The organism is Roseomonas populi (genome assembly GCF_024594815.1).
Taxonomy (GTDB): Bacteria; Pseudomonadota; Alphaproteobacteria; order Acetobacterales; family Acetobacteraceae; genus Roseomonas; species Roseomonas populi.
In genome coordinates this window covers 325,660-348,184 of sequence record NZ_JANJOU010000001.1, presented here as the reverse complement: position 1 = coordinate 348,184, position 22,525 = coordinate 325,660, and the positions used below count along the sequence as shown (strand labels likewise).

The window sequence follows — 22,525 nt, the reverse complement described above, 5'->3', positions numbered from 1 at the left end:
CCGGGGAGGCGGGAATGGCGATCGACGATTCCGTGCTGTCGGGCGGCTGCCACTGCGGTGCCGTGCGCTACGAGGCGCGGGGCAGGCCCTTCCACCCCACGATCTGCCACTGCGTGGACTGCCGGCGCGTCGCCGGGGCGCCCGTGGTGGCCTGGTTCAGCGTGCGGCGCGCCGAGTTTCGCGTGGTGCGCGGGGCGATGCGCCGCTACGCCTCGTCGGCCAGGGCGGAGCGCGGCTTCTGCGGGGATTGCGGCACCCCCATGACCTTCCGTGAGCACGACCTGCCGGACGAGATGGACGTCGCGACGGCGACCCTCGACGATCCGTCGGCCGTGCCCCCGGCGGACCACACCCGCGTCGCGGCCGGCATCCCCTGGGCCGCGCCCTGCGACGGGCTGCCGAGCTACGCCGCAACCCGGGATAAGGGCCCGGGATGAGGGCCCGGGGGGAGAGCCCAGGGGGAGGGATAGCGCCGGCGCTCGCCCCACCCCATCTCGGCGGCCGAGAGAGGGATCACCATGACCGAGATTGACGACGGCACGCGGACCGAGCTGGAGGCGGCCGCCTTCCGCCGCCTGGTGCAGCACCTGCGCGAGCGCACGGACGTGCAGAACATCGACCTGATGAACCTGGCCGGCTTCTGCCGGAACTGCCTCTCCCGCTGGTACAGGGAAGCGGCGGAAGGGCAGGGCATTCCCCTGCCGGACCCGGAGGCGCGGGAGATCGTCTACGGCATGCCCTACAAGGAGTGGCAGGCGAAGCACCAGAAGGAGGCCTCGGCCGACCAGAAGGCCGCCTTCGCCAAGTCCAACCCGGGCCACTAGGTGCAGGCCGTCCTCGCCAGCCTGGTCATGCCCTTCGACCAGGTCTTCGATCGCGGCTTCCGCGGCCCGCTGCTGAAGGGCATGGCCGGGGCCCTGCTGGCGCTGGGCGCCCTCGTCTGGTTCGCCGGCTGGGCCATGGACGCGCTGGCCGGCGGCACGGGCTGGCTGGCCACGGCGGCCGGGGTGCTGGGCGGCGTTGCCGGGCTCTTCGCGGCCTTCTGGCTCTTCGTGCCCTTCGCCCTCGCCATCGCCGGCCTTTTCCTGGACGAAACGGCGGCGGCGGTGGAGCGGCGCCACTACCCGGCCCTGCCGCCCCCGCGCCGCGGTGCCTCGCTCGCCTCCCAGGGCGTGTTCAACCTCGTCCTGGCGCTGAAGGTGCTGGCGCTGAACCTCGTGCTGCTGCCCATCGCGCTGCTGCTGCCCCTGGTGGGCGGCGTGCTCCTTTGGGTCGTCGCGGCCGTCTCCCTCGGCCACGGGCTGTTCGAGGGTGTGGCCCAGCGCCGCCTGCCGGTGGTGGAGGCGCGGCTGCTGCGGAAGCGGCGGGAATTCTCAGTCGTCGCCGTGGGTGCCGTCATGGCCACCCTGGCCCTGGTGCCCTTCGCCAACCTGCTGGTGCCCGTGCTCGGCACGGCGGCGATGACCCACCTCCTGCACCGCGGCGCCGATGGTCCCGTGAACTGAACGGGGTGGCCTGCGTGCCACGCCGTTCCCGGAAGGTTCCCTTTCCTGCATCTGGGCATTGAGGCGGAAGGCGCGTCGGGGGTAAGACCCGCGCCTTCGCCCGAGGGGGGCTGAGGGGCGGCAAGGGAAGGGGGATGGCGCGGCAAGCGCCCGCCCCGCCCGGCCGCCGAGCGGAGCAAGGGGGTTGCCCCAGGGGATTGGCATGTCCGACGTACCTTTCGACATCGACGACGAGGCCGCCGCGAGCCGCGCGAGGCAGGCCGCCGACCCGGACCCGGATGTGGGTGGGATCGCCGTCGATCGCCTGCGCTCCATCATCGAGCGGGTGGAGCGGCTGGAGGAGGAGCGCAAGGCGCTCGCCGACGACATCAAGGACATCTTCGCCGAGGCGAAGAGCGCGGGCTTCGACGTGAAGGTGGTCCGCCAGATCATCCGCCTGCGCAAGCAGGAGCCGGCCGAGGTGGAGGAGATGGAGACCCTCCTCGACCTCTACCGCCGCGCGCTCGGCATGTGATCGCGCCCCCGCCCGCCTCAGGCGGGCGGGAAGCCGTACAGCAGTGCCGGGTTGCGGGAGAGGATCAGCTCCCGCGCCGGAGAAGGTGTCCAGTCCAGGAACACCTCCAGCAACCGGGCGGCATCCGGCACGGGCCCTTCCGGCCGGGGATGGGGCCAGTCCGTGCCCCAGACCAGCCGCTCCGGATTGGCGCTCACCAGCGCATCGTGGAACGGCCGCGCCTCCGCGTAGTCCGGCGCGGTGGCGCCCAGCCGGTAGGTGCCGGAGACCTTCGCCCAGAGCGTCCCCTCCGCCACCCCGCGCCGCAGGGCCTGGAACCCCGGATCGCCCGTCCCGCGCGTGTGGGGAAGCCGCCCCATGTGGTCTACCACCACGGGAAGCCGCAGCCGTGCGAGGCGCGGTAGCAGCTCCGGCAGGTCCGCCGCATCCAGCCACAGCTGCAGGTGCCAGCCCATGTCCCGCATTGCCGGCACCAGCGGCTCGATCTCCTCCAGCCGGACCCCGCCGTGATAGGCGGCCTGGCCGGCGCGCCGGTACTCGTTGGCGCGCAGCCCGCGGATCCCCGCCGCGTGCCATTCCCGCAGCATCGCCGGTGTCAGCTCCGCCCCGCCCACCCCCACGCCGCGCAGCCGGTCCGGCGCGCGGCGCAGCGCATCCAGCGTCGCACTGTTGTCGCGGTCATAGGCGCTGGGCTGCACGATCACGCCGCGCGCCAGTCCCAGCCGGTCCAGCAGCGCCAGATAGGCTTCCAGCGGCGCGTCCTCCGGCGTGTAGGACCGCGGTTCGGAATAGGGAAAGCGCGCGGCCGGGCCGAAGACGTGACAATGGCAATCGCAGGCGCCTTCCGGCACCCGGGGATCGGGCGCGCTCATTCCGGCTTCAGCCCGGCGATTTCGGCGGCGCGCTTCCCGTCCTCTGCCTGCCGTCGCAGGAAGGCCATGAACCCGTCCGGCGTCTGCTCGGCGCCGGAAGCCACCTCCGATCCCATGCCCTCCAGCTTCGCCCGGATGGTGCCGTCATTGGTCGCGGCCGCCACCGCGTCGCGGATGGCCGAGACGGCGGCAGCCGGCGTCCCGCGCGGCGCGAGAAGCCCGCAATAGCTCGCCGCGGTGAAGTCCCTCACACCCGCCTCCACGAAGGTCGGCACGTCAGGCAGCTGCGGCGCACGGCTCTTCGAGGCGACGGCAAGGATGCGCCCCTTGCCCTCCTTGTGCAGCGGCAGGGCGGTGGAGAGCTCGACGAACATCGCGCGGATATTGCCGGCGATGAGATCCGGTACCACCGCGCCGCCACCCCGGTAGGGAACGTGCGTCAGCTCCGCGCCGGAGGCGTTGTTGAACAGCTCCAGCGCGAGATGGGCGGTGCTGCCGGCGCCGGGCGTCCCGGTGGTGAAGCTCCCGGGCTTCGCCCGGGATTCGGCGATGGCGGCCGCCAGCGTCGCCGGCGGATTGGCGCCCCCGACGATCAGCACCAGCGGCACGGCATTCACCAGCGCGACGGGAACCAGGTCGCGCAGCGGGTCATAGGGCAGCCGCGCCTGCACCAGCGGGTTCACCGTGATCGGCCCGTTGGAACCGGCCAGCAGCGTGTAGCCGTCCGGCGCCGCCCGGGCCACCTGCTCCGCCCCCAGGCTGCCGCCGGCGCCCGGCCGGTTATCCACCACCACGGGCTGGCCCAGGCGCTCCGTCAGGGCAGGGGCCAGAAGGCGGCTCACCACGTCGATGTTGCCGCCCGCGGCATAAGGCACCACCACCCGGATCGGGCGCTCCGGCCAGGCTGCAAGGGCAGGGCGCGCCATAAGCGCAAGGGCAGGCAGCGCCAGGGCGTGGCGGCGTTTGAGCATTCCCGTTCCTCCGCGCGGCCGGTTCGATGCCGGCCGCTTCCTTCCCCGCAGTTCAGGCGGGCGGAACGGAAGCGGTCAAGCCTCAGCCATAGAGCCCGTCCACGGTCCCCGCATGCCGCTCCAGCACCGCGCGCCGCTTCACCTTCATGGTGGGGGTGAGCAGCCCGTTCTCCAGCGTGAAGGCATCCACCGCCGTCCACTTGCGGATACGCTCCAGCGAGGAGAGCTTGCCGTTGATCCGCTGCACCGCCTTCTCGGCCGAGGCACCCTCCGCCGGCACCACCAGCGCCACGATCCCCGGCCGCCCTTCACCCGCCACCACGGCCTGCGCGATCTCCGGCTCCGCCATCAGCAGCGTCTCGATCCGCGCCGGGCTCACCATGTCGCCGCCGAGGGTCTTGATGAAGTCCTTCTTCCGGTCGGTGATGGTGATGCGCCCCTCCGCGTCGATGGCGCCCACATCGCCCGTATGCAGCCAGGGCCGGTTCTCCCCGGGCGGAACGGAGAGGGCGGCGCTCGTCGCCTCCGGCGCGTTCCAGTACCCGTCCATCACGAGGTTGCCGCGGATCAGCAGCTCCCCGTCCTCCGCGATCCGCGCCTCAACCCCCGCCACGTGCTTGCCGACGGTGCGGCGCTGGTTGTCCCAGGGCAGGTTCACGGCCACGACGGGCCCCGCCTCCGTCTGGCCATAGCCCTGCAGCACCGTCACGCCGAGCGCGAGGAAGAAGCCGGAAAGGTCCGGGTCCAGTCGCGCCCCGCCGGAAACCAGGGCGCAGAGCTTGGTGCCGAACCGGGCGCGGACGGGCTTCCGGACCAGCCGGTCCAGCACTGCGTCCTCCAGCCGCTCCAGCAGCCCAAGCGGCGGCCCGTCCAGCCGCCGCAGCCCGAGCGCGAGGGTCCGGTCAAAGAGCTTGCGCTTCCAGGGCTTCTCTTTCTCCAGCCCCGCGAGGATCCGCGTCCTCAACACCTCGAACAGCCGCGGCACGGCGGTGACGAGGGCCGGCTCGATCTCCCGGAACTCGTTCGCCAGTCGGTCCGCCCCGCGGGAAAAGACGATCTCCAGCCCGCAGGAAGGCAGCAGGAACCCCCCCACCGTGTGCTCATAGGCATGGGAGAGCGGCAGGAAGGAGAGGTAGCACTCCCCCTTCCAGTAGATGTTGAGCTGCCGGATGAAGGGCGCCACCCCCTCCCGGTTCGCCAGCATGGCGCGGTGCGGCAGCATCACCCCCCGCGGCTTCCCGCCCGTGCCGGACGTATAGATGAGGCAGGCCAGCCGCCCCTCCGGGATGTGCTGCACTTCCGCCAGCAGCATCGCGAGGTCGCCCGGCGCCGCGGCCAGCTCGGACCAGGGCAGCGCGCCCGGCGCCTCCTCCAGGCAGACCAGAAGGTCCAGCCCGTCGTCGCCCGCCGCCTCCCGCAGCCGCCCCGCCAACCGGGCGCTGCCCGCGATGGCGGCGCGCGCCCCGCTGTCCCGCAGCACATGGGCGTGATCGGCGACGGTATTGGTGACATAGGTCGGCACGGTCACGGCCCCGATCGCCATCAGCGCCGTGTCCGCGATCAGGAACTCCGGCCGGCTCTCCATTACCAGTGCCACCCGGTCCCCCGGCGAGACGCCCTGGGCCCGCAGCCCCGCCGCGACATTCGCCACCGCCAGCGCGAAGTCCCGCCAAAGCGTCCGCCGCCAAGCGCCCCCCTGCCAATGGCGGATCATCGGAGCATCGGGGTTTCGGGCCGCCAGCCCCAGCATCATGCCGGGCAGGCTCGTCCAGCGTTCCCCCTCAGGGTGGCCCGTCACCTGATCCATTCCGCTCCCCATCCCCGTTCGGTCCGGGCCACCCCCAAGGGGTGTTCCGCCCGTGCTTCCGCCCCGGCCGCCCTTGGCTCACCTTGGCACGGGCTTATATCGGGGGGGAGAATCCCGATACCACAAGGCGTCCCGACCGAATGACTCGTGAAAACCCCGCGCCAGTCCGAGACACGGAGTCCCGGATCGGCGCCGCCCCGGCGGCGGAGCGCCTGCCGGAATGGGACCTGCGTGACCTCTACGCCCGCCCCGACGACCCCGCGCTGGCCGCCGATCTGGATGCCGCCGAGCGCGCCGCCCAGGCCTTCGAATCCGCCCATGCCGGCCGCCTCGCCTCCCTCTCCGGAGATGCCCTGGCCGCGGCGCTGCGCGAGTACGAGCGGATCGAGGAGATCATCGGCCGCGTGATGTCCTACGCCCAGCTGCTCTTCAGCGGCGACGCGCAGAACGCGGAGAACGGGCGCTTCTACCAGACCATGCAGGAGCGGGTGACCGGCATCGGCAGCCACCTGCTCTTCTTCACGCTGGAGCTGAACCGGCTGGACGACGGCCTGCTGGAGGGCCGCATCGCCGGCTCCCCGGCACTGGCCCGCTGGCGCCCCTGGCTGCGCGACCTGCGCGTCTTCCGCCCGCACCAGCTCTCGGACGAGGTGGAGAAGCTGCTGCACGAGAAGGAGGTGACCGGCCGCTCCGCCTGGAACCGCCTCTTCGACGAGACGGTGGCCCATATGCGCGTGCCCGTGACGCGGGAGGGCCGGGCGGAGGAGCTGACCGTCTCCGCCGCGCTGAACCTGCTGTCGGATCCGAACCGCGCGGTGCGCGAGGCCGCGGCCACCGGCGTCTCGAAAGCCTTCGGCGACAACATCCGCCTCTTCTCCCTCATCACCAACACGCTGGCGAAGGACAAGGAGATCATCGACGGCTGGCGCAACTACCCGCGCCCCGGCACCTCCCGCAACCGCGCCAACATGGTGGAGGACGAGGTGGTGGACGCCCTCGTTTCCGCCGTGGTGGAGAGCTACCCGCGCCTGTCGCACCGCTACTACGCCATGAAGGCCCGCTGGCTGGGCCTGGACAAGCTGAAGCACTGGGATCGCAACGCGCCGCTGCCCGGTGACGTGGACCGCGCCATCTCCTGGGAAGCCGCGCGCGACCAGGTGCTGAACGCCTACGCCGCCTTCAGCCCGGAGCTCTCGGCGCTCGGCCGCGACTTCTTCGACAAGCCCTGGATCGACGCCGCGCTTCGCCCGGGCAAGGCCAGCGGCGCCTTCGCGCACCCCACCGTGCCCTCCGCCCATCCCTACCTGCTGGTGAACTACCACGGGAAGACGCGGGACGTGATGACGCTGGCGCATGAGCTGGGCCACGGCGTCCACCAGCGCCTGGCCGCCGACCAGGGCTACCTGATGTCCGGCACGCCGCTGACGCTGGCCGAGACCGCCTCCGTCTTCGGCGAGATGCTGACCTTCCGCGCCATGCTGGACGCCGAGACGGATCCCGCGCGCCGCCGCCTGATGCTCGCCTCCAAGGTGGAGGACATGCTGAACACGGTGGTGCGCCAGATCGCCTTCTACCGCTTCGAGACGCTGCTGCACGACGCCCGCAGCAAGGGCGAGCTCTCCTCGGAGGAGATCGCCGCCCTCTGGATGCGGGTGCAGACGGAAAGCCTCGGCCCGGCCTTCGACTTCACGCCCGACTACGGCGTGTACTGGTCCTACGTGCCGCACTTCGTGCACACGCCCTTCTACGTCTATGCCTATGCCTTCGGGGACTGCCTGGTGAACGCCCTCTACGGCGTGTACCAGGACGGGGCGGTGCCGGATTTCGCCGGCAAGTACCTGGACCTACTCCGCGCAGGCGGCACGCTGCGCCACAAGGAATTGCTGGCGCCCTTCGGCCTCGACGCCTCCAACCCCCGCTTCTGGAAGCGCGGCCTGGACGTGATCGCGGGCTTCATCGACGAGCTGGAGCGCGCGGATGGCTGACCGGGAGAATTCCCTTTTCGGCGAGATCCGCCGCATGGCCCGCACATCGGGCGCCGTGGGCGGCATCGCGGCGCGCGTGGCGGGGGAGCGCTTCCTCGGCATCAAGACCGACAAGGCGGCCCATGCCGAGGACCTGAAATCCATCCTCGGCGGGCTGAAGGGCCCGCTGATGAAGGTGGCGCAGTTCCTGTCCACCGTGCCGAACGCCCTGCCGGAGGAGTACGCACAGCAGCTCGCCTCCCTGCAGGCCAATGCCCCGCCCATGGGCTGGGCCTTCGTCCGCCGCCGCATGGGCACGGAGCTTGGCCCGGCCTGGGAGTCCAACTTCACCGATTTCGGGCGCGAGGCCGCCGCCGCCGCCTCCCTCGGCCAGGTCCACCGCGCGACGCTGAAGGACGGCACGCGCGTGGCCTGCAAGCTCCAGTACCCGGACATGCCGAGCGTGGTGGAGGCGGACCTGAAGCAGCTCCGGCTGGCCATGGGCCTCTACGCGCGCATGGACAACACCATCCAGCACGACGACGTGTACGAGGAGCTGAGCGAGCGCCTGCGCGAGGAGCTGGATTACGAGCGCGAGGCCGCGCAGATGCGCGCCTACGGCCTCATGCTGCGCGACCAGCCCCATGTGCACGTGCCCACCCCCGTGCAGGCGCTGACCACGAAGCGCCTGCTGACGATGAGCTGGCTGGACGGCCGCTCCATCCTCACCCGCCTCTCCGAGGAGCCCTCGCTGGAGGAGCGAAACGCCTACGCCAAGGCGCTGTTCCACGCCTGGTACGTGCCGCTCTACCGCTACGGCATCATCCACGGCGACCCGCATCTCGGGAACTATCAAGTCCGTCCGAACGATGGCGGCATCAACCTGCTGGATTTCGGCGCCATCCGCGTCTTCCCGCCCCGCTTCATCACGGGGACGCTCACGCTCTACGAGGCGGTGCGGGACTCCGACAACGACAAGGCCGCCCACGCCTTCGAGCTCTGGGGCTTCAAGGACCTCAAGCGAGAGACGATGGAAGTCCTCCTCCGCTGGGCCCGCTTCCTCTACGAGCCCCTGCTGGAGGACCGCATCCGTCCCGTGCAGGAGACGAACGACCCGCAATACGGCCGCAAGGTCGCGGAGGAGGTCCATGCCGGCCTCAAGCGCGTCGGCGGCGTGCGCCCCCCGCGCGAGTTCGTGCTGATGGACCGCGCCGCGGTCGGCCTGGGAAGCGTCTTCCTGCGCCTCAAGGCGGAGATGAACTGGCACCAGCTCTTCCACGAGCTGGTGGACGACTACCGCGAGGAGGATCTGGCCGCGCGCCAGTCCGCCACCCTGCGCGAGGCGGGCGTTCCCGAGGCGGCCCCCTAGGCCGCCTTCTGGGCTCCCGCCTCTCTATCGCAACAGAGATGGCGACTGTCAGCGGCTCGTGACGTTCGGTCAGGTAGCCGAAGCTGCGGGTCGTCGAGGGTTCCCAGGGGCCGCCCGATTGATCCCGGTTCCGGGCTGAGGATCCGTGCGCGCCGCCCTCAGCCGGGCGCCGGGATTTCCATCCCCAGCAGCAGGAAGGACAGGGTCTTCCCATGCCCGTCCAGGTTCAGCGCGCCGTTCACGCCACCCTCCAACACGTCGTCCAGCACGAAGTTGAACCCGTGCAGCCGCGGCAACTCGTAGCGCACCACCTTCGTGCAGCCGCGATGCGCGAAGAGAGCCATCACCCGCTCCTCCGTCACTTCGGCAGCCAGATGCGGGTAGTGCCGGGGATCGCGCGCGAAAAGGCCGATGTTCAGCCGGTTGCCCTTGTCCCCGGCCCGGGCATGGGCGAGCTGGTGCAGGATCACGCCACGAACTCCACCGTCGGGTGCACGCGCTCGCGCGGCACGAGGAAGGAGAGGGTTCGCACCCGGTCCACTACGCGCATGCGCGCCCCGCCGCCCCCGGCCGGCCCGCAGCACAGCAGCGCCAGCACCTCCCGTGTCGCCCGCTCCGCAGGCGCGCGGGCCTCCGTCGCCAGGGAAAGCCGCAGCCGCACCTCGGCCGGCTCGTCCCGCCGCACCCCGCGCAGCGCGCCCGAATCGCCCTCGTGCACGCTCGCCACGCCGATCAGGTCCAGCCGCGCGCGGCCCTCAAGCCCAAGGTTCCGGGCGCGCTCCAGCAAGGTCCGCCCGGCCAGCTCCGCCCGCGCCCGCGCATTCGGCCCGGCATAGGAGATCTCGCCCTCGCCCAGCCATCCGCCGGGGAAGGAGACGGTGGCTTTCAGCCGGTCCGGCCGCGGCTTGCCGCGGCATCCCCGCACCCGCACCCGGTCCGGCCCTTCCTGCTCCAGCTCAACTTCCGTGATGTCCAGCACCACGTCGGGCGTCAGGTAGGCGGCGGGATCATGGATTTCGTAGAGCAGCTGCTCCTTCACCGTCCGGAGGTCCACCAGCCCGCCCGTGCCGGACGGCTTGGTAATGGTGAAGCCGCCATCCCCGTCGATCTCCGCGATCGGGAAGCCGATCTCCGCCATTCCCTCCACGTCCTTCACGCCAGGGTCGGCGAAGTACCCCCCCGTCACCTGGCTCCCGCATTCCAGCAGGTGCCCGCAGGCCGTTCCCGCCGCCAGCCGGTCCCAGTCATCCTCCGCCCAGCCGAAATGCGCGATCATCGGCCCGAGCGCGAGGGCGGGGTCCGAGCACCGCCCGGTGATCACCACCTCCGCCCCTTCCCGCAGCGCCCGCGCGATCGGCTGCGCCCCGAGATAGACATTGGCCGCGATCACCTTCTCCTTCTCCATCACCGCGCCCGGCTCGCCCTCCCAGGGCGCGAGGTCATCGAGCGCATCGGTGCCCCGCACGTCGTCCCCCTCCACCACGGCCACGCGAAGCCCCTCGATCCCCAGCTCCGCCGCCAGCCGCAGCGCCGCGCGGCCGGCGGCCCGGGGATTGGCCGCGCCGCCATTCGTCACGATGGGGATGCGGTGCTCCCGGCAGGTCTTCAGGATCGGTCGCAGCAGTGCCTCCAGCATCGGCTCGTAGCCGTGGTCCGGATTCCTCAGCCGCTCCCCCTGGGCCAGCGCCAGGGTCCGCTCCCCCAGGCACTCCAGCATGAGCGCCGCCGGCCCGCCGGCCGCCGCGAGCGCGGCGACCACGGGAATGGGCGCGTCGATCCGGTCCCCGGAAAAGCCGGAGCCGCAGCCGATCCGCAGCATCATCAGTCCGCCTTGATGTCGGCGGCGCGGATCACCTCGCGCCACTTGGCGATGTCACCCTCAAGGAAGGGCCGGAACTGCGCGGGCGGCATCCCCACCGGCTCCAGCCCCTGCTCCACCAGTTTCGGCCGCAGCGCCGTGTCCGTCAGCGCCTTGTTCAGCGCCGCATAAACCTTCTCCAGGATCGGCGCCGGCAGGTTGGCGGGCGCGAAAAGTCCGTGCCACGCCGAGACGTCGAAGTCGGCGATCCCCTGCTCGATCGCGGTCGGCACCTCCGGCGTCCACTCCAGCCGCTTGGCGGAGGTGGCGGCCAGCGCCTGCATCTTCCCGTCCCGCACGAAGGGCAGCACCGCCGTCACCTGGTAGATCGTCATCGGCACCTGGCCGGAGATCACGTCCGTCAGCGCCTGGGGCGCGGAGCGGTAGGGCACGTGTTCCAGCGGCGCGCCCGTCCGCAGCTTCAGCAACTCCCCCGCGAGGTGCGAGGACGTGCCGTTCCCCGCCGAGGCATAGGCCACGCTCCGCTGCGTCTTCGCCCAGGCGATGAACTCCGGCAGGTTCTTCGCCGGCACGGAATTGCCGACGACGAGCAGGTTCGGCGCATTGGTGACGAGCGAGACGGGCGTGAAATCCCGCAGCACGTCATAGGGGATGGTCTTGATCAGCGTCGCATTCACCGAGTGGGACGCGATGGACCCCATGCACAGGTTGTACCCATCCGGCGCTGATTTCGCGACGGCGTCCGATCCCACGATCCCGCCCGCGCCCGGCCGGTTCTCCACCACGATCGGTTGCCCCAGCTCCTCCGTCATGCGCGGCGTGACGAGGCGGGTCATGATGTCCGTGCTCGTCCCCGCGGCGAACGGCACGATCATGCGGATGGGCCTGCTCGGATAAGCCGCCTGGGCCAGGGCCGGGCGGGCAAGGGCAGGGGCGGCAAGGGCGGCGAGCAGGGCCCGGCGCGTGCCGGCAGGGGACTTCATGGCAGGTTTCCTCGTGCGGCGGGTGCGGCCCGTGCTTCTCCGCCCAGTTGAGCCGACGACCCGCCATCAGACAATTGAAAGCTTCTGATCGGTCCCATAGAGGAACTCCATGGCCGTAAGCCTGCGACAAGCCCGCGCCTTCGTCGCCGCCGTCCGCCTCGGCAGCCTCACGCGGGCTGCCGAGGCCCTGGGCGTCTCCCAACCAACCCTGACAGTGCAGCTCCGCCAGTTGGAGGAGGCGCTCGGCCTTCGCCTGCTGGACCGCGGCGCCCGCGGCACCCTTCCCACCGCCGAGGGGCTCCGCCTCGCGGCCGAGTTCGAGCGCCTGATCGGCGACTTCGACCTGCTGGTCACCCAGGCCCGGGACGTGGCGGCGCAGCGCGTGGGCACGGTGCGGCTGGCCGCCTTGCCCTCCATCGGCACCACCCTGCTGCCCCGCGCCCTGGCCCGGCTGCGGGAGAGGCGGCCGGGCATCCAGATCCTGATCCGGGACGCTGTGGCCCGGCGCGTCGCGGCGCTCCTGAGGGCAGGGGAGGTCGAGTTGGCGATCGGCACCGACCTGGAGGCCGACACGGAGCTGGAGGCGACCCCGCTCATCGCTGACCGCATGGTGGCCGCCATCCCCGCAGGCCATCCCCTGGCCGGGCGCCCCTCCGTGGACCTGGCGGACCTCGCGGGAAGCCCCCTCATCCTCACCGACCCCGAGAGCAGCGTGCGCGTGCTGGTGGACCGCGCCTTCGCCGGGCAGGGCCTGGCCGCCTCCCCGGCCTATGAGGTGACCTACATGAGCACGGCGCTCGGCCTCGTGCGGGCCGGGCTGGGCGTGGCGATTCTCCCCTCCTCCGCCGTCGGGGCCGACCTGCCCGGAATCGCCGCCGCCCCGATCGCCCGCCCGGAGATCCGGCGGGACATCCTCCTCATCCGCCGCGCCGGGCGAACCCTTTCCCCGGCCGCGGAGGCCTTCCTGGCCGCCCTGCGGGAAGCGGCCGGGGAGGGGGGCTGACCCGCACCGCCGCCCCTGCTGTCCTTCCGGACTTGCAGCTTTTGATACGCCCCGCGATCCTGCGTGCAGGAAGCGACGGGAACGGAATCATGCGGCTTGCCGTACTGAAGGAGCGCCGGGCGGACGAGGCCCGGGTGGCGGCGACGCCGGAGACGGTGAGGAAGCTGATCGCGCTGGGGAACACGGTTGCCGTGGAGAGCGGGGCGGGCACCGCCTCCGGCATCCCCGATGCCGCCTATGCCGAGGCCGGGGCGGAGGTCTCGCCCGACGCCGCGTCCGCCCTCTCCGGCGCGGGAATCGTGCTGAAGGTCCGCGCCCCGCTGGCGGAGGGGGAGGAAGGGCCCGACGAGCTCGCCCTGATCCCGCGCGGCGCGCTGGTGATCGCCACCATGGGCGCGGACAAGGATTCGGTGGCCCGGATGGCCGCCGCCGGGGTGGACGCCGCGGCGATGGAGCTGCTGCCCCGCACCACCCGCGCGCAGAGCATGGACGTGCTCTCTTCCCAGGCGAACCTCGCGGGCTACCGCGCGGTGATCGAGGGCGCGGCGGCCTTCGACAAGGCCTTCCCCATGCTGATGACGGCGGCCGGCACCATCCCTGCCGCGAACGTGCTGGTGATGGGTGCGGGCGTGGCCGGGCTGCAGGCCATCGCCACCGCCCGCCGCCTCGGCGGCCGCGTCTCCGCGACGGACGTGCGCCCGGCCGCGAAGGAGGAGATCAAGTCCCTCGGCGCCAGCTTCGTCGGCTACGAGGACGAGGAATCGAAGGCCGCCCAGACTTCAGGCGGCTACGCCAAGGCGATGAGCCCCGAATTCCTTGCCAAGCAGGCCGAGGTCGTGGCCGGCGCCATCGCCAAGATGGACATCGTGGTCTGCACGGCCTTGGTGCAGGGCCGCCGCGCCCCGATCCTGGTCACGAAGGCCATGGTCGCCTCCATGAAGCCCGGCTCCGTCATCGTGGACATCGCCTCCGACGCGGGCGGCAACTGCGCCCTGACCAAGCCCGGCGAGCGGGTGGTGACGGAGAACGGCGTCATCATCCTGGGCTGGCGCAACTGGCCCGCGCGCATCCCCGCCGCGGCCAGCAGCCTCTACGCCCGCAACCTCCTGACCTTTCTGACCACCTTCTGGGACAAGGACTCCTCCAAGCCGGCCCTTCCGGCGGAGGACGACCTCGTTCGCGGCGTGATGCTCACGCGCGGCGGCCAGGTGGTGCACCCGAACTTCGCGGCCGGCTGAGGGAACCCGACACATGCACGCTGAGGAACTCGCCATCCGCGCCCAGGCGATGGCCGAACGGGCCATGGCCCTGGCGCTTGAGGCCCGCGCGGCCGCGGGCGAAGCCATGCCGATCATCGAGGAGCACGCGGCCGCCGCGGAGCCCTTCCTCCTGCTCTTCACCATCTTCGTGCTGGCCTGCTTCGTCGGTTACCACGTGGTCTGGAGCGTGACGCCCGCGCTGCACTCCCCGCTGATGGGCGTCACCAACGCCATCTCCTCCGTGATCGTGGTGGGCGCCATGCTCGCCACGGGCCTCGGAGAATCCTGGATCGCCCAGGCGTTCGGCTTCCTCGCCGTCACCCTGGCCGCCGTGAACATCTTCGGCGGCTTCCTCGTCACCCGGCGGATGCTCGCCATGTTCCAGCGGAAGGGCTGAACCGGTGGCGCACACGCTCTCGACGCTCGCCTACCTCGTCGCCTCCATCCTCTTCATCCTGGCGCTGAAGGGCCTCTCCCACCCCAGCACCAGCCGGCGCGGCAACATGATGGGCATGGTGGGCATGGCGATCGCCATCGTCGCCACCCTCGCCCAGCCGGGGATGCGGGTCGGCGGCATCGGCCTCATCATCGCCGGCCTCGCCATCGGCGGCACCATCGGCGCGGTGGTGGCCAACCGCATCCAGATGACGGCGCTCCCCCAGCTGGTGGCCGCCTTCCACTCCCTGGTCGGCCTCGCCGCCGTCTTCGTGGCCGCCGCCGCCCTCTACGCGCCCACCAGCTTCGGCATCGGCACCCCCGGCAACATCCACGCCCAGTCCCTGGTCGAAATGTCGCTGGGCCTGGCCATCGGCGCCGTCACCTTCTCCGGCTCCGTCATTGCCTTCGCCAAGCTGGCTGGGCGCATGTCCGGCGCGCCCATCCTGTTCAAGGGCCAGCACCCCCTGAACGCGGCGCTGGGCATCGTGCTGATCCTGCTGATCGCCACCTTCGTCGCCACAGGCGGCCCGGCCTGGCTCTTCTGGATCATCGCGATCCTGTCCTTCGCGCTCGGCTTCCTGCTCATCATCCCGATCGGCGGGGCAGACATGCCCGTCGTCGTCTCGATGCTGAACTCCTACTCCGGCTGGGCCGCGGCCGGCATCGGCTTCACCATCGGCAACCTGCTGCTGATCGTCACCGGCGCCCTCGTCGGCGCCTCGGGCGCCATCCTCTCCTACATCATGTGCAAGGGGATGAACCGCTCCATCCTCAACGTCCTCCTCGGCGGCTTCGGCGCCGAGGCGGGCGGCGCGGCGGCGGCCGGCGGCAATGCCGGCCCGGCCCGCCCCGTGAAGTCCGGCAGCCCGGAGGACGCGGCCTACATCATGAAGAACGCCGGCAAGGTCATCATCGTCCCCGGCTACGGCATGGCGGTGGCCCAGGCCCAGCAGGTGGTGCGGGAAATGGCGGACCTCCTCAAGAAGGAGGGCGCGACGGTGGAATACGCCATCCACCCCGTCGCCGGCCGCATGCCCGGCCACATGAACGTCCTGCTGGCCGAGGCCAACGTGCCCTATGACGACGTGCACGAGCTGGAGGAGATCAACCCGGAATTCGCGGAGGCCGACGTCGCCTACGTCATCGGCGCGAACGACGTGACCAACCCGGCCGCGAAGACGGACAAATCCTCCGCCATCTACGGCATGCCCATCCTGGAGGTGGAGCGGGCCAAGACAGTGTTCTTCGTCAAGCGCGGCATGGCCAGCGGCTATGCCGGCGTGGAGAACGAGCTCTTCTTCCGCGACAACACCATGATGCTGTTCGGGGACGCCAAGAAGGTCACCCAGCAGATCGTCCAGGCTCTCCAGAAGTAGGTTCCATGGCATGGAGGCGGCGGGCAACCTCCGCCTCCATGCTCTCCAGCATCGCGTCCCGCATCCCGTTCGCCCGCAGGATTCCCACGGCGTCCATCAGATAGGCGGCGGCACTGCCGTTCGGCCCGGCGGCGCGGGACAGGGTATCCGCCACCTCGTGCACCGGCCGCTCCCCGACATGGAGCCGGTGGTCCCGGCGCGTGACGAAGCACAGCGCGCGCACCGGGGCGCCGTGCCCGTCATGGGTGGTGGTCAGCAGCGCGTCATGCCATTCCGGTATGTAGAACCCTGGCCCCATTTCCTGCTTCCACACCGGCCAGAGGCGGTTCGGCAGATCCGGACCCGGCAGGTGCAGCAGCAGCCCCGGGCAGGCCAGTGCCGCGTTGGGAGAGAGCCCGAGGGTAAGCCCCGGCCGCGCGGGCGCCCCCCGGTCATGCACGTCCGACAGCTCGTAGCGGCGCGCCAGCCCCGGCAGCCGCGCCGGGGTGATGATATCCGGCGCGCAGTCCTCGTGCTTCCACATCAGCGCGCCGTAGGCGAAGACCCAGATGCCGAGCTTCGGGTCCCGGTCGTGCAGGAACACCGTCATCTCCGCCCGCAGCCGGGCTTCGTCCGGCGGGGGCGCGGCGGAGCCCTCGGGCGGCGGAGGAACGCGGGTGATCAGGTCGGGCGTGAGCTGGGGCATGGTCGGTCCGGTGCTGCGGGGGACCAACGGGGCAGGGGCCCTTCAGTTGTGCGGCGGAGGGTGACGGGCGCGGCAACCCGTGCTGCCATACGGGCCTGGCAGAAGGTTGGGGTGTGATGCGGCGAAGGCAATTCCTGGGCGCGGCGGGCGCCGCGCTGGCAACCCCCGGCTTGGCGGCGGCCCAGGGAACCGGGGCGGGCGCGCGGGTCCTGCGCTTCATCCCGCAGGCGGACCTCTCCACCCTCGATCCGCACTGGAACACCGCCTACGTCACCCGCAACCACGGCTTCATGGTGTTCGACACCCTCTACGGCACCGATGCGGACTACCAGCCGCAGCCGCAGATGGTGCAAGGCCACACCGTGGAGGAGGACGGCCGCCGCTGGACCCTGACCCTGCGCGAGGGCCTGCGCTGGCACGACGGCGAGCCCGTGCTCGCCCGGGACTGCGTCGCCTCCATCCGCCGCTGGGCCAGCCGAGACGGCTTCGGTGCCACGCTCATGGCCGCCACGGACGAGCTCTCGGCCCCCGATGACCGCCGCATCCTCTTCCGCCTGAAGAAGCCCTTCCCGATGCTGCCCAACGCCCTGGGCAAGTTCGGCGTCTTCATGCCCGCGATGATGCCTGAGCGCCTGGCAAGGACCCCCGGCACGACCCAGGTCACGGAGATGGTCGGCTCCGGCCCTTACCGCTTCCTGGCCGGGGAGCGCGTGCCCGGCGCCCGCGCCGTCTATGCCCGCAACGAGCGCTACGTCCCCCGCCCGGAGGGCACGCCCCGCGGCACCGCCGGCCCGAAGATCGTCAACCTAGACAGGGTGGAGTGGCTGACCACCCCCGATCCCGCCACCGCGGCCGCCGCGCTGCAGGCCGGAGAGGTGGACTGGTGGGACTTCGCCACGCCTGACCTGCTGCCGCTGCTGCGCCGGAACCGCAACCTGACCGTGGCCGTGCTGGACCGCGCAGGCTACGGCGCCAGCTTCCGCATGAACCACCTGCAACCGCCCTTCGATAACCCCCTCGTCCGGCGGGTGGTCCTGGGCGCCGTGGACCAGAAGGACCTGATGATCGCCTGCGCCGGCGACGACCCGGCCATGTGGCGCGTCCCCGCGGGCGTCTTCACCCCGGGCACCCCGCTCGCGAACGACATCGCCCTGGACGTCCTGTCCCGCCCCCGTGACCTGGAGCGCTCTAAGCGCGAGCTGGCGGCGGCCGGCTACAAGGGCGAGAAGGTCGCCTTCATTGTTCCCACCGACCTGCCCCACCTGAATGCCATGAGCGAGGTGATGGCCGACACGATGAAGAAGATCGGCCTGAACGTGGATTACCAGGCCACGGACTGGGGCTCGGTGCTCACCCGCCGCGCCAGCAAGGCCGCGCCCGATGCCGGCGGCTGGAGCGCCTTCGTCACCTTCTCCGCCGGCGCCGACAACGCCACCCCGGCGGCGAACACTCAGCTCCGCGCCAACGGGCAGGCCGGATGGTTCGGCTGGCCCGAGGACCCGGAACTGGAAACGCTCCGGGACGAGTGGTTCGACGCCCCCGACCTGCAGGTCCAGAAGACCGTCGCCGGCCGGATGCAGCGCCGCGCCTTCGAAACGGTGCCCTTCATCCCGCTCGGCCAGTATTTCCAGGCCACCGCCTACCGGAACACGCTGCGGGACGTGGTGCCGAACTTCGCCACCTTCTGGGGACTCAGCAAAACCGGCTGAAAACGCCAAAAGCCGCGATGCGCAGGGGTGATCCCCGCGCCGCAGCTCCTGACGTTCGGTGGCCCGCCCCGCAGAAGGGGGCGGGAAGGGCTCAGAAGCCCTCGCGCTCCAGGCGCTTGCGCTCGACCTTGCGGGCGCGGCGAACGGCCTCGGCGGCCTCGCGCGCGCGGCGCTCCGAGGGCTTCTCGAAGTGGCGGCGCAGCTTCATCTCGCGAAACACGCCCTCGCGCTGCAGCTTCTTCTTGAGCGCCTTCAGCGCCTGGTCGATGTTGTTGTCCCGAACGACGACTTGCACGCGGCAACGACCTCCTGGTCAGGGGTTGAGGTTAAAGGATCGCAAAAGGCCGGAGGGACGAATCCCTTCCGGCGAAAGCCCGGCCGTGTAGCACGTCGCGCGCGGGGTGCGGAAGCCCGAAACGCCGCTGCACCGCACCCTGGTGACGAATCCGGGTCCCGCTCCAACATGCGGCCCCGGGCACGGTTGCCCCTGCCACTGTTGGATTACGAATGGCCATCCTGAAGATCGCCCGCATGGGCCACCCGGTGCTGCTGCGCCGGGCAGAGCCCGTGCCGGACCCCACGGCGCCGGAGATGCGCCGCCTGGCCGCCGACATGGCCGAAACCATGGTTGATGCCGGCGGGCTCGGCCTCGCCGCGCCGCAGGTCCACATACCCCTCCGCCTCTTCGTCATGCGGGACGGCCCCCGGGTCTTCGCCCTGTTCAACCCGGAGATCGCCCCGGTGGGCGAGGAGCGGGAGCTGGGCTGGGAGGGCTGCCTCTCCATCCCCGGCCTGCGCGGCGAGGTGCGGCGCGCCGCCCGCATCGCCTGGCGCGGCCTGGACGCCGAGGGGCGCCCCGTCTCCGGGGAGGCGGACGGCATGGCGGCCCGGGTGATGCAGCACGAGTTCGACCACCTGGAGGGGCTTCTCTACCCCATGCGGATGGAGGATCTCTCCCGCCTCGGCTTCAACGAGGAATTGTCGCGCCATCAGGCGCCAGCGGACGCGAAGGAGAGGGCACGGTGATCGAGCGCAGCGCGGAGCGGGACGGCGCCATCCTGGCTACCCTGCCGCATGTCCCGCGCCTGGGATGGACGGAGGCCGCGCTGGAGGCCGGGCTGCGCGGCATCGGCGAGGAGCCGGCCGCGCATCGCTGGCTCTTCCCGACAGGCCCCGTGGGCGCCGTGGAGGCTTGGATCGACCTCGCCGACCGCCGGATGGAGGAAGCGGCCGCGAGGGAGGACCTCTCCGTCCTCCGCATCCCCGGCCGGATCCGCAGGCTGGTGGAAATCCGGCTGGACCATGCCTCCCACCAGCGGCAGGCGCTCCGGCGCGCCCTGGCCCTGCTGGCGCTGCCCTGGAACGCGGGCGCGGCCGCCCGCACCCTGGCGCGCAGCGCGGACTCGATCTGGGCTGCGGCCGGCGACACCTCCGCCGACTTCTCCTGGTACACGCGCCGCGCCTCCCTGGCCGGGCTCTACGCCGCGACCCTCGCCTACTGGCTGCGGGAGCCGGAGGACACGCTGGCGGCGCTGGATTTTCTTGACAGGCGGATGTCAGGCCTGGCTCGCGTCATGCGGCCAAGGGCTGCGAAGGCGGCTTGACGCTCTGCGCGCCGGGCCTTTCCGCCGGGCGTGCCATGCGCGCCTTGCGGACTTGCCATGGCATTTCCGCCACGGCCCTTAAGTTGCTGAGAGCATTCGCCTCTCGCCCTCAAAAAGCCGCGTGCATCAACGAAGTCGAATCGCTAGATGTGCCGCAGGGCGGGAGGTACCGCCCCTCATGCCTCGGGAGACCACGGTCGAAATGTCGCCGATCCGCTTCCTCGCCGCCGGTCTGGTGGCCGTCGTTGCCGCCACCCCTGCCATGGCGCAGACCTGCATGCGCCCCGCTGACAAGGCCGCCTTCGACGTGCGCGCCCTTCAGAGCCAGCTGATGGTCGCCGCCCTGCTCTGCAAGCAGGACGAGCAGTACAACACCTTCGTGCGCAGCTATCAGGGCCAGCTCTCCTCCGCCTGGGAGGGCATGTCCACCTATTACCGCCGCGCCAATGGCAACACCGGCGTCCGCGTGCGCGACAACTTCGTGACCGAGCTGGCGAACGTCCAGCAGATGGACAGCGGCCGCCAGGGCACCGCCTTCTGCGCCAACGTCGCCTCGCTCTTCACCGCCGCGATGGCCGCGCCGAAGACCACCGAGGGCCTGGCCCAGCTCGCCGTGGCGAACGGCCTGTCCAACCCGCACGGCCGCAGCGAGTGCTCCGCGACCACCCCGGCCGCCAGCTCCGCGCCGGAGAAGCCGGAGCGCCGCACGGCCATCCGCCGGGTCTCCACCAACACGCGCTGAGCCCTCCGCTCAGGCCGTTGGTCCCGAAGGGCGCCGCAAGGCGCCCTTCGTCGTTTCAGGCACCCGCCCGCGCTCCGCGGCCGCCTCCTCCAGGCGGATGATCCCGCGATCCAGCAGGCAGCTGTCCCAGCGCGCGGAGCCGGGGCGCACGCCGCGCACCCGGCAATCCGCCTCCGCCGCCTCCAGCGCCGTCCGGGCAAGGACGCGATCCTCCCTCGCCTCCGGGCGCGGCAGGAACAACCGGCGCGGAGCCTCTGCCTCAGCCCGTTCCAGGCTGTCCCTTATGCTAGGCGGCGCGCAGCCCGCCGGGAGCCCGGCGCAAGCAAGCCGGGCATCCCGTGCGGCCTCGAAGATGTGGAGATAGCCGGCAAGGCCGGGTTCCCGTGGCGTGGCGCCGCAGCCCGCGAGGAGCAGGAGAGGCAGAACGTGCCGCGCGCGCATGGTCATGCACCCCGTGCCGGATCAGCTTCGCTGCTGGGGGCCTTGGCCGCCCGGGCTTCCCTTTCTTTTCCATAACGACCGATGGGGCCGCAAGCCCGCGCCGATGAAGCATCGCCAAAGAAGAAGGGGCGGGACCTTCCGGTCCCGCCCCCTCTCATGTCCCGTGACGGGATCGGGCTGCTTAGCGCAGCACGATCTCGACGCGGCGGTTCTGCGGCTCGCGCACGCCGTCGGCGGTCGGGACCAGCGGGCGGCTCTCGCCGAAGGCCTGGATCGACATGGCCGAACGCGGCACGCCACGGCGCGTCAGCTCGGCAGCGACGGCCTCGGCGCGGCGCATGGAGAGGCGCTGGTTGTACTGCGGCGTACCGGAGCGGTCGGCGTGGCCGGCCACCTCGATGCGGGTCGTGCCCGTGGAGGACACGGCCTGCGCGGCCTCGGAGATGATCTGGCGGGCGCGGTCCGTCAGGTCGGCGCGGTCAAAGTCGAAGAACACCAGGTAGGTGCGGGCCGGAGCCGGAGCCGCGGCGGGAACCGGGGCAGCGACGGGGGCCGGGGCCGGGCGCGGCGCGTTGAACGCGTAGCGCAGACCGATCAGCACGGAGTGGTTGAAGTTGTCGACCTCAACGCGGCCAGCGGCGATGCGCGTGCCGTTCGGGCCCTGGCCAGGGGACTGGCGGGAAACGACGCCGGTCAGCTCGGGCGACAGCGTGCCGAGGAAGCGGTACTCGGCGGTCAGCGCCAGGCCGGGAACGCCGAGACCGAAGGCAACGCCGGCGATGCCCTGGTAGGCGAACTGGCCGTCGGTGTCGTCGATCCGCAGGCGGTTGCCGGTCACGGAGACGGGCAGGCCGGCGCGGAAGTTCTGGTAGTCGTTCGCGCGGACGTTGTTGTACTCGGTCCACACGTAGCCGACGCCACCACCGATGTACGGAACAACGGGGATGCCGGGGATGTTGAAGTCATACAGCACGTTGCCCATGGCGCCGTAGCTGCGGGTCCGGCCGGACTGGAAGCGCGGGTTCGTGTTGCCGAAGCGAACGTCGCCGACATCGTTCTCGCGGAAGTTGCCTTCGGCCTCGATGCGCAGGCCGTTGCCGAAGCCGAAGCCGATGCTGCCAACGCCGACCCAACCCATGTCCGGGTTGACCTTAACGCGGTTGTTGACCGGGCCGAGGTACGCACCGGCGGCGCCGCCGATCGTGTCCTTGGTCGACTGCTGCCAGTTGAAGCCGGCGCCGCCGGCGATGTAGAGGCCGGCGACAGGCTGGGCCTGCGCGGCGAGCGGAAGCGACAGGATCGTCGCCGCCAGAAGGGCCTTCTTCAGGCTCATGATGTGAACTCCCGATCCACCAGGGCGCTTGCGCGGGACTCAGGAGTCCCCCCGATTCCGGCGCCGCGTAGGGCTCAATACCATTCCCCTCAGGCCCGTGCACCGCACCAGGGCCCGTGCTGCAAGGGTTT

General features: G+C 71.4%; 24 protein-coding genes. 14 read left to right on the top strand and 10 right to left on the bottom strand.

The annotated features are described in order from the left end of the window. Window positions 1-14: 14 nt before the first annotated feature. The 4 genes from NRP21_RS01795 to NRP21_RS01780 all read left to right on the top strand — a co-directional run bounded on the left by NRP21_RS01795 (window position 15) and on the right by NRP21_RS01780 (window position 2,019). Window positions 15-437: a GFA family protein gene (locus NRP21_RS01795; RefSeq protein ID WP_257714447.1), complete on the top strand. Its 423-nt coding sequence runs from the start codon at window positions 15-17 to the stop codon at window positions 435-437. 81 nt (window positions 438-518) lie between these two features. Then, complete coding sequence (locus NRP21_RS01790; protein ID WP_257714446.1) at window positions 519-824, top strand: DUF1244 domain-containing protein; 306 nt, start codon at window positions 519-521, stop codon at window positions 822-824. Next, complete coding sequence (locus tag NRP21_RS01785; RefSeq protein WP_257714445.1) at window positions 825-1,505, top strand: EI24 domain-containing protein; 681 nt, start codon at window positions 825-827, stop codon at window positions 1,503-1,505. 202 nt (window positions 1,506-1,707) lie between these two features. Then, window positions 1,708-2,019: a DUF2312 domain-containing protein gene (locus tag NRP21_RS01780; protein ID WP_257714444.1), complete on the top strand. Its 312-nt coding sequence runs from the start codon at window positions 1,708-1,710 to the stop codon at window positions 2,017-2,019. A 17-nt stretch (window positions 2,020-2,036) separates the two neighbouring features. On the opposite strand, the gene NRP21_RS01775 is transcribed toward NRP21_RS01780, so the two are convergent. From NRP21_RS01775 to NRP21_RS01765, 3 genes are all read right to left on the bottom strand, one after another. Beyond that, the gene (locus NRP21_RS01775) at window positions 2,037-2,891 is read right to left on the bottom strand and encodes an amidohydrolase family protein (RefSeq protein ID WP_257714443.1); all 855 of its coding nucleotides are present in this window, start codon (window positions 2,889-2,891) and stop codon (window positions 2,037-2,039) included. Further along, a complete protein-coding gene (locus NRP21_RS01770) occupies window positions 2,888-3,862 on the bottom strand; it encodes a Bug family tripartite tricarboxylate transporter substrate binding protein (protein WP_257714442.1) in 975 nt (324 codons plus the stop codon). Before NRP21_RS01770 ends, NRP21_RS01775 begins: the two co-directional genes overlap by 4 nt. Before the next feature lie 82 nt (window positions 3,863-3,944). Then, entirely contained in the window at window positions 3,945-5,669 is a 1,725-nt protein-coding gene (locus tag NRP21_RS01765) for an AMP-dependent synthetase/ligase (protein ID WP_257714441.1), read from the bottom strand. A 140-nt stretch (window positions 5,670-5,809) separates the two neighbouring features. Between NRP21_RS01765 and NRP21_RS01760 the strand changes: the two genes are divergently transcribed. Both NRP21_RS01760 and NRP21_RS01755 read left to right on the top strand, forming a co-directional pair. Continuing rightward, window positions 5,810-7,654 carry a M3 family oligoendopeptidase gene (locus NRP21_RS01760; protein ID WP_257714440.1) on the top strand — a complete coding sequence of 615 codons (1,845 nt, stop codon included), beginning with the start codon at window positions 5,810-5,812 and terminating at the stop codon, window positions 7,652-7,654. Further along, window positions 7,647-9,002 carry an ABC1 kinase family protein gene (locus NRP21_RS01755; protein WP_257714439.1) on the top strand — a complete coding sequence of 452 codons (1,356 nt, stop codon included), beginning with the start codon at window positions 7,647-7,649 and terminating at the stop codon, window positions 9,000-9,002. Before NRP21_RS01760 ends, NRP21_RS01755 begins: the two co-directional genes overlap by 8 nt. Before the next feature lie 158 nt (window positions 9,003-9,160). Here NRP21_RS01755 and NRP21_RS01750 read toward each other — a convergent pair whose 3' ends face one another. Genes NRP21_RS01750 through NRP21_RS01740 form a run of 3 tightly spaced genes read right to left on the bottom strand, consistent with a single transcriptional unit; the run spans window position 9,161 to window position 11,804 of the window. After that, complete coding sequence (locus NRP21_RS01750) at window positions 9,161-9,472, bottom strand: AtuA-related protein (RefSeq protein WP_257714438.1); 312 nt, start codon at window positions 9,470-9,472, stop codon at window positions 9,161-9,163. Then, window positions 9,469-10,824 carry an acyclic terpene utilization AtuA family protein gene (locus tag NRP21_RS01745; protein ID WP_257714437.1) on the bottom strand — a complete coding sequence of 452 codons (1,356 nt, stop codon included), beginning with the start codon at window positions 10,822-10,824 and terminating at the stop codon, window positions 9,469-9,471. Before NRP21_RS01745 ends, NRP21_RS01750 begins: the two co-directional genes overlap by 4 nt. Further along, window positions 10,824-11,804 carry a Bug family tripartite tricarboxylate transporter substrate binding protein gene (locus tag NRP21_RS01740; RefSeq protein ID WP_257714436.1) on the bottom strand — a complete coding sequence of 327 codons (981 nt, stop codon included), beginning with the start codon at window positions 11,802-11,804 and terminating at the stop codon, window positions 10,824-10,826. The genes NRP21_RS01745 and NRP21_RS01740 overlap by 1 nt, the downstream gene beginning before the upstream one ends. 109 nt (window positions 11,805-11,913) lie before the next feature. Between NRP21_RS01740 and NRP21_RS01735 the strand changes: the two genes are divergently transcribed. The 4 genes from NRP21_RS01735 to NRP21_RS01720 all read left to right on the top strand — a co-directional run bounded on the left by NRP21_RS01735 (window position 11,914) and on the right by NRP21_RS01720 (window position 15,880). After that, window positions 11,914-12,807, top strand: a complete 894-nt coding sequence (locus tag NRP21_RS01735; protein WP_257714435.1) for a LysR family transcriptional regulator — start codon at window positions 11,914-11,916, stop codon at window positions 12,805-12,807. Window positions 12,808-12,896: 89 nt separating this feature from the next. Then, window positions 12,897-14,045, top strand: coding sequence for a Re/Si-specific NAD(P)(+) transhydrogenase subunit alpha (locus tag NRP21_RS01730; protein ID WP_257714434.1), 1,149 nt, complete (start codon window positions 12,897-12,899; stop codon window positions 14,043-14,045). 13 nt (window positions 14,046-14,058) lie between these two features. Continuing rightward, on the top strand, window positions 14,059-14,463 hold the full coding sequence (locus NRP21_RS01725) for an NAD(P) transhydrogenase subunit alpha (RefSeq protein ID WP_257714433.1): 405 nt from the start codon (window positions 14,059-14,061) through the stop codon (window positions 14,461-14,463). Between the two features lie 4 nt (window positions 14,464-14,467). Then, entirely contained in the window at window positions 14,468-15,880 is a 1,413-nt protein-coding gene (locus NRP21_RS01720; RefSeq protein ID WP_257714432.1) for an NAD(P)(+) transhydrogenase (Re/Si-specific) subunit beta, read from the top strand. Here NRP21_RS01720 and NRP21_RS01715 read toward each other — a convergent pair. Then, a complete protein-coding gene (locus NRP21_RS01715; RefSeq protein ID WP_257714431.1) occupies window positions 15,846-16,565 on the bottom strand; it encodes a gamma-glutamylcyclotransferase in 720 nt (239 codons plus the stop codon). The two genes, NRP21_RS01720 and NRP21_RS01715, sit on opposite strands and share 35 nt — an antisense overlap. Before the next feature lie 116 nt (window positions 16,566-16,681). Here NRP21_RS01715 and NRP21_RS01710 point away from each other — a divergent pair, with 116 nt between their 5' ends. After that, window positions 16,682-18,274 (top strand): ABC transporter substrate-binding protein, encoded by a 1,593-nt coding sequence (locus NRP21_RS01710; protein WP_257714430.1) that lies wholly within the window; start codon window positions 16,682-16,684, stop codon window positions 18,272-18,274. 91 nt (window positions 18,275-18,365) lie between these two features. On the opposite strand, the gene rpsU is transcribed toward NRP21_RS01710, so the two are convergent. After that, entirely contained in the window at window positions 18,366-18,569 is a 204-nt protein-coding gene (rpsU, locus tag NRP21_RS01705; protein WP_043829268.1) for a 30S ribosomal protein S21, read from the bottom strand. A gap of 212 nt (window positions 18,570-18,781) precedes the next feature. On the opposite strand from rpsU, the gene def reads away from it, so the two are divergent. The 3 genes from def to NRP21_RS01690 all read left to right on the top strand — a co-directional run bounded on the left by def (window position 18,782) and on the right by NRP21_RS01690 (window position 20,620). Then, on the top strand, window positions 18,782-19,300 hold the full coding sequence (gene def / locus NRP21_RS01700) for a peptide deformylase (protein WP_257714429.1): 519 nt from the start codon (window positions 18,782-18,784) through the stop codon (window positions 19,298-19,300). Next, window positions 19,297-19,878: a COQ9 family protein gene (locus NRP21_RS01695; RefSeq protein WP_257714428.1), complete on the top strand. Its 582-nt coding sequence runs from the start codon at window positions 19,297-19,299 to the stop codon at window positions 19,876-19,878. The genes def and NRP21_RS01695 overlap by 4 nt, the downstream gene beginning before the upstream one ends. A gap of 202 nt (window positions 19,879-20,080) precedes the next feature. Further along, window positions 20,081-20,620, top strand: a complete 540-nt coding sequence (locus NRP21_RS01690; RefSeq protein ID WP_257714427.1) for a hypothetical protein — start codon at window positions 20,081-20,083, stop codon at window positions 20,618-20,620. A gap of 9 nt (window positions 20,621-20,629) precedes the next feature. Here the strand turns inward: NRP21_RS01690 and NRP21_RS01685 are convergent, their stop codons facing one another. Both NRP21_RS01685 and NRP21_RS01680 read right to left on the bottom strand, forming a co-directional pair. Continuing rightward, window positions 20,630-21,067: a hypothetical protein gene (locus tag NRP21_RS01685; protein ID WP_257714426.1), complete on the bottom strand. Its 438-nt coding sequence runs from the start codon at window positions 21,065-21,067 to the stop codon at window positions 20,630-20,632. A 175-nt stretch (window positions 21,068-21,242) separates the two neighbouring features. Continuing rightward, window positions 21,243-22,394, bottom strand: coding sequence for an OmpA family protein (locus NRP21_RS01680; RefSeq protein WP_257714425.1), 1,152 nt, complete (start codon window positions 22,392-22,394; stop codon window positions 21,243-21,245). Window positions 22,395-22,525: the final 131 nt, after the last annotated feature.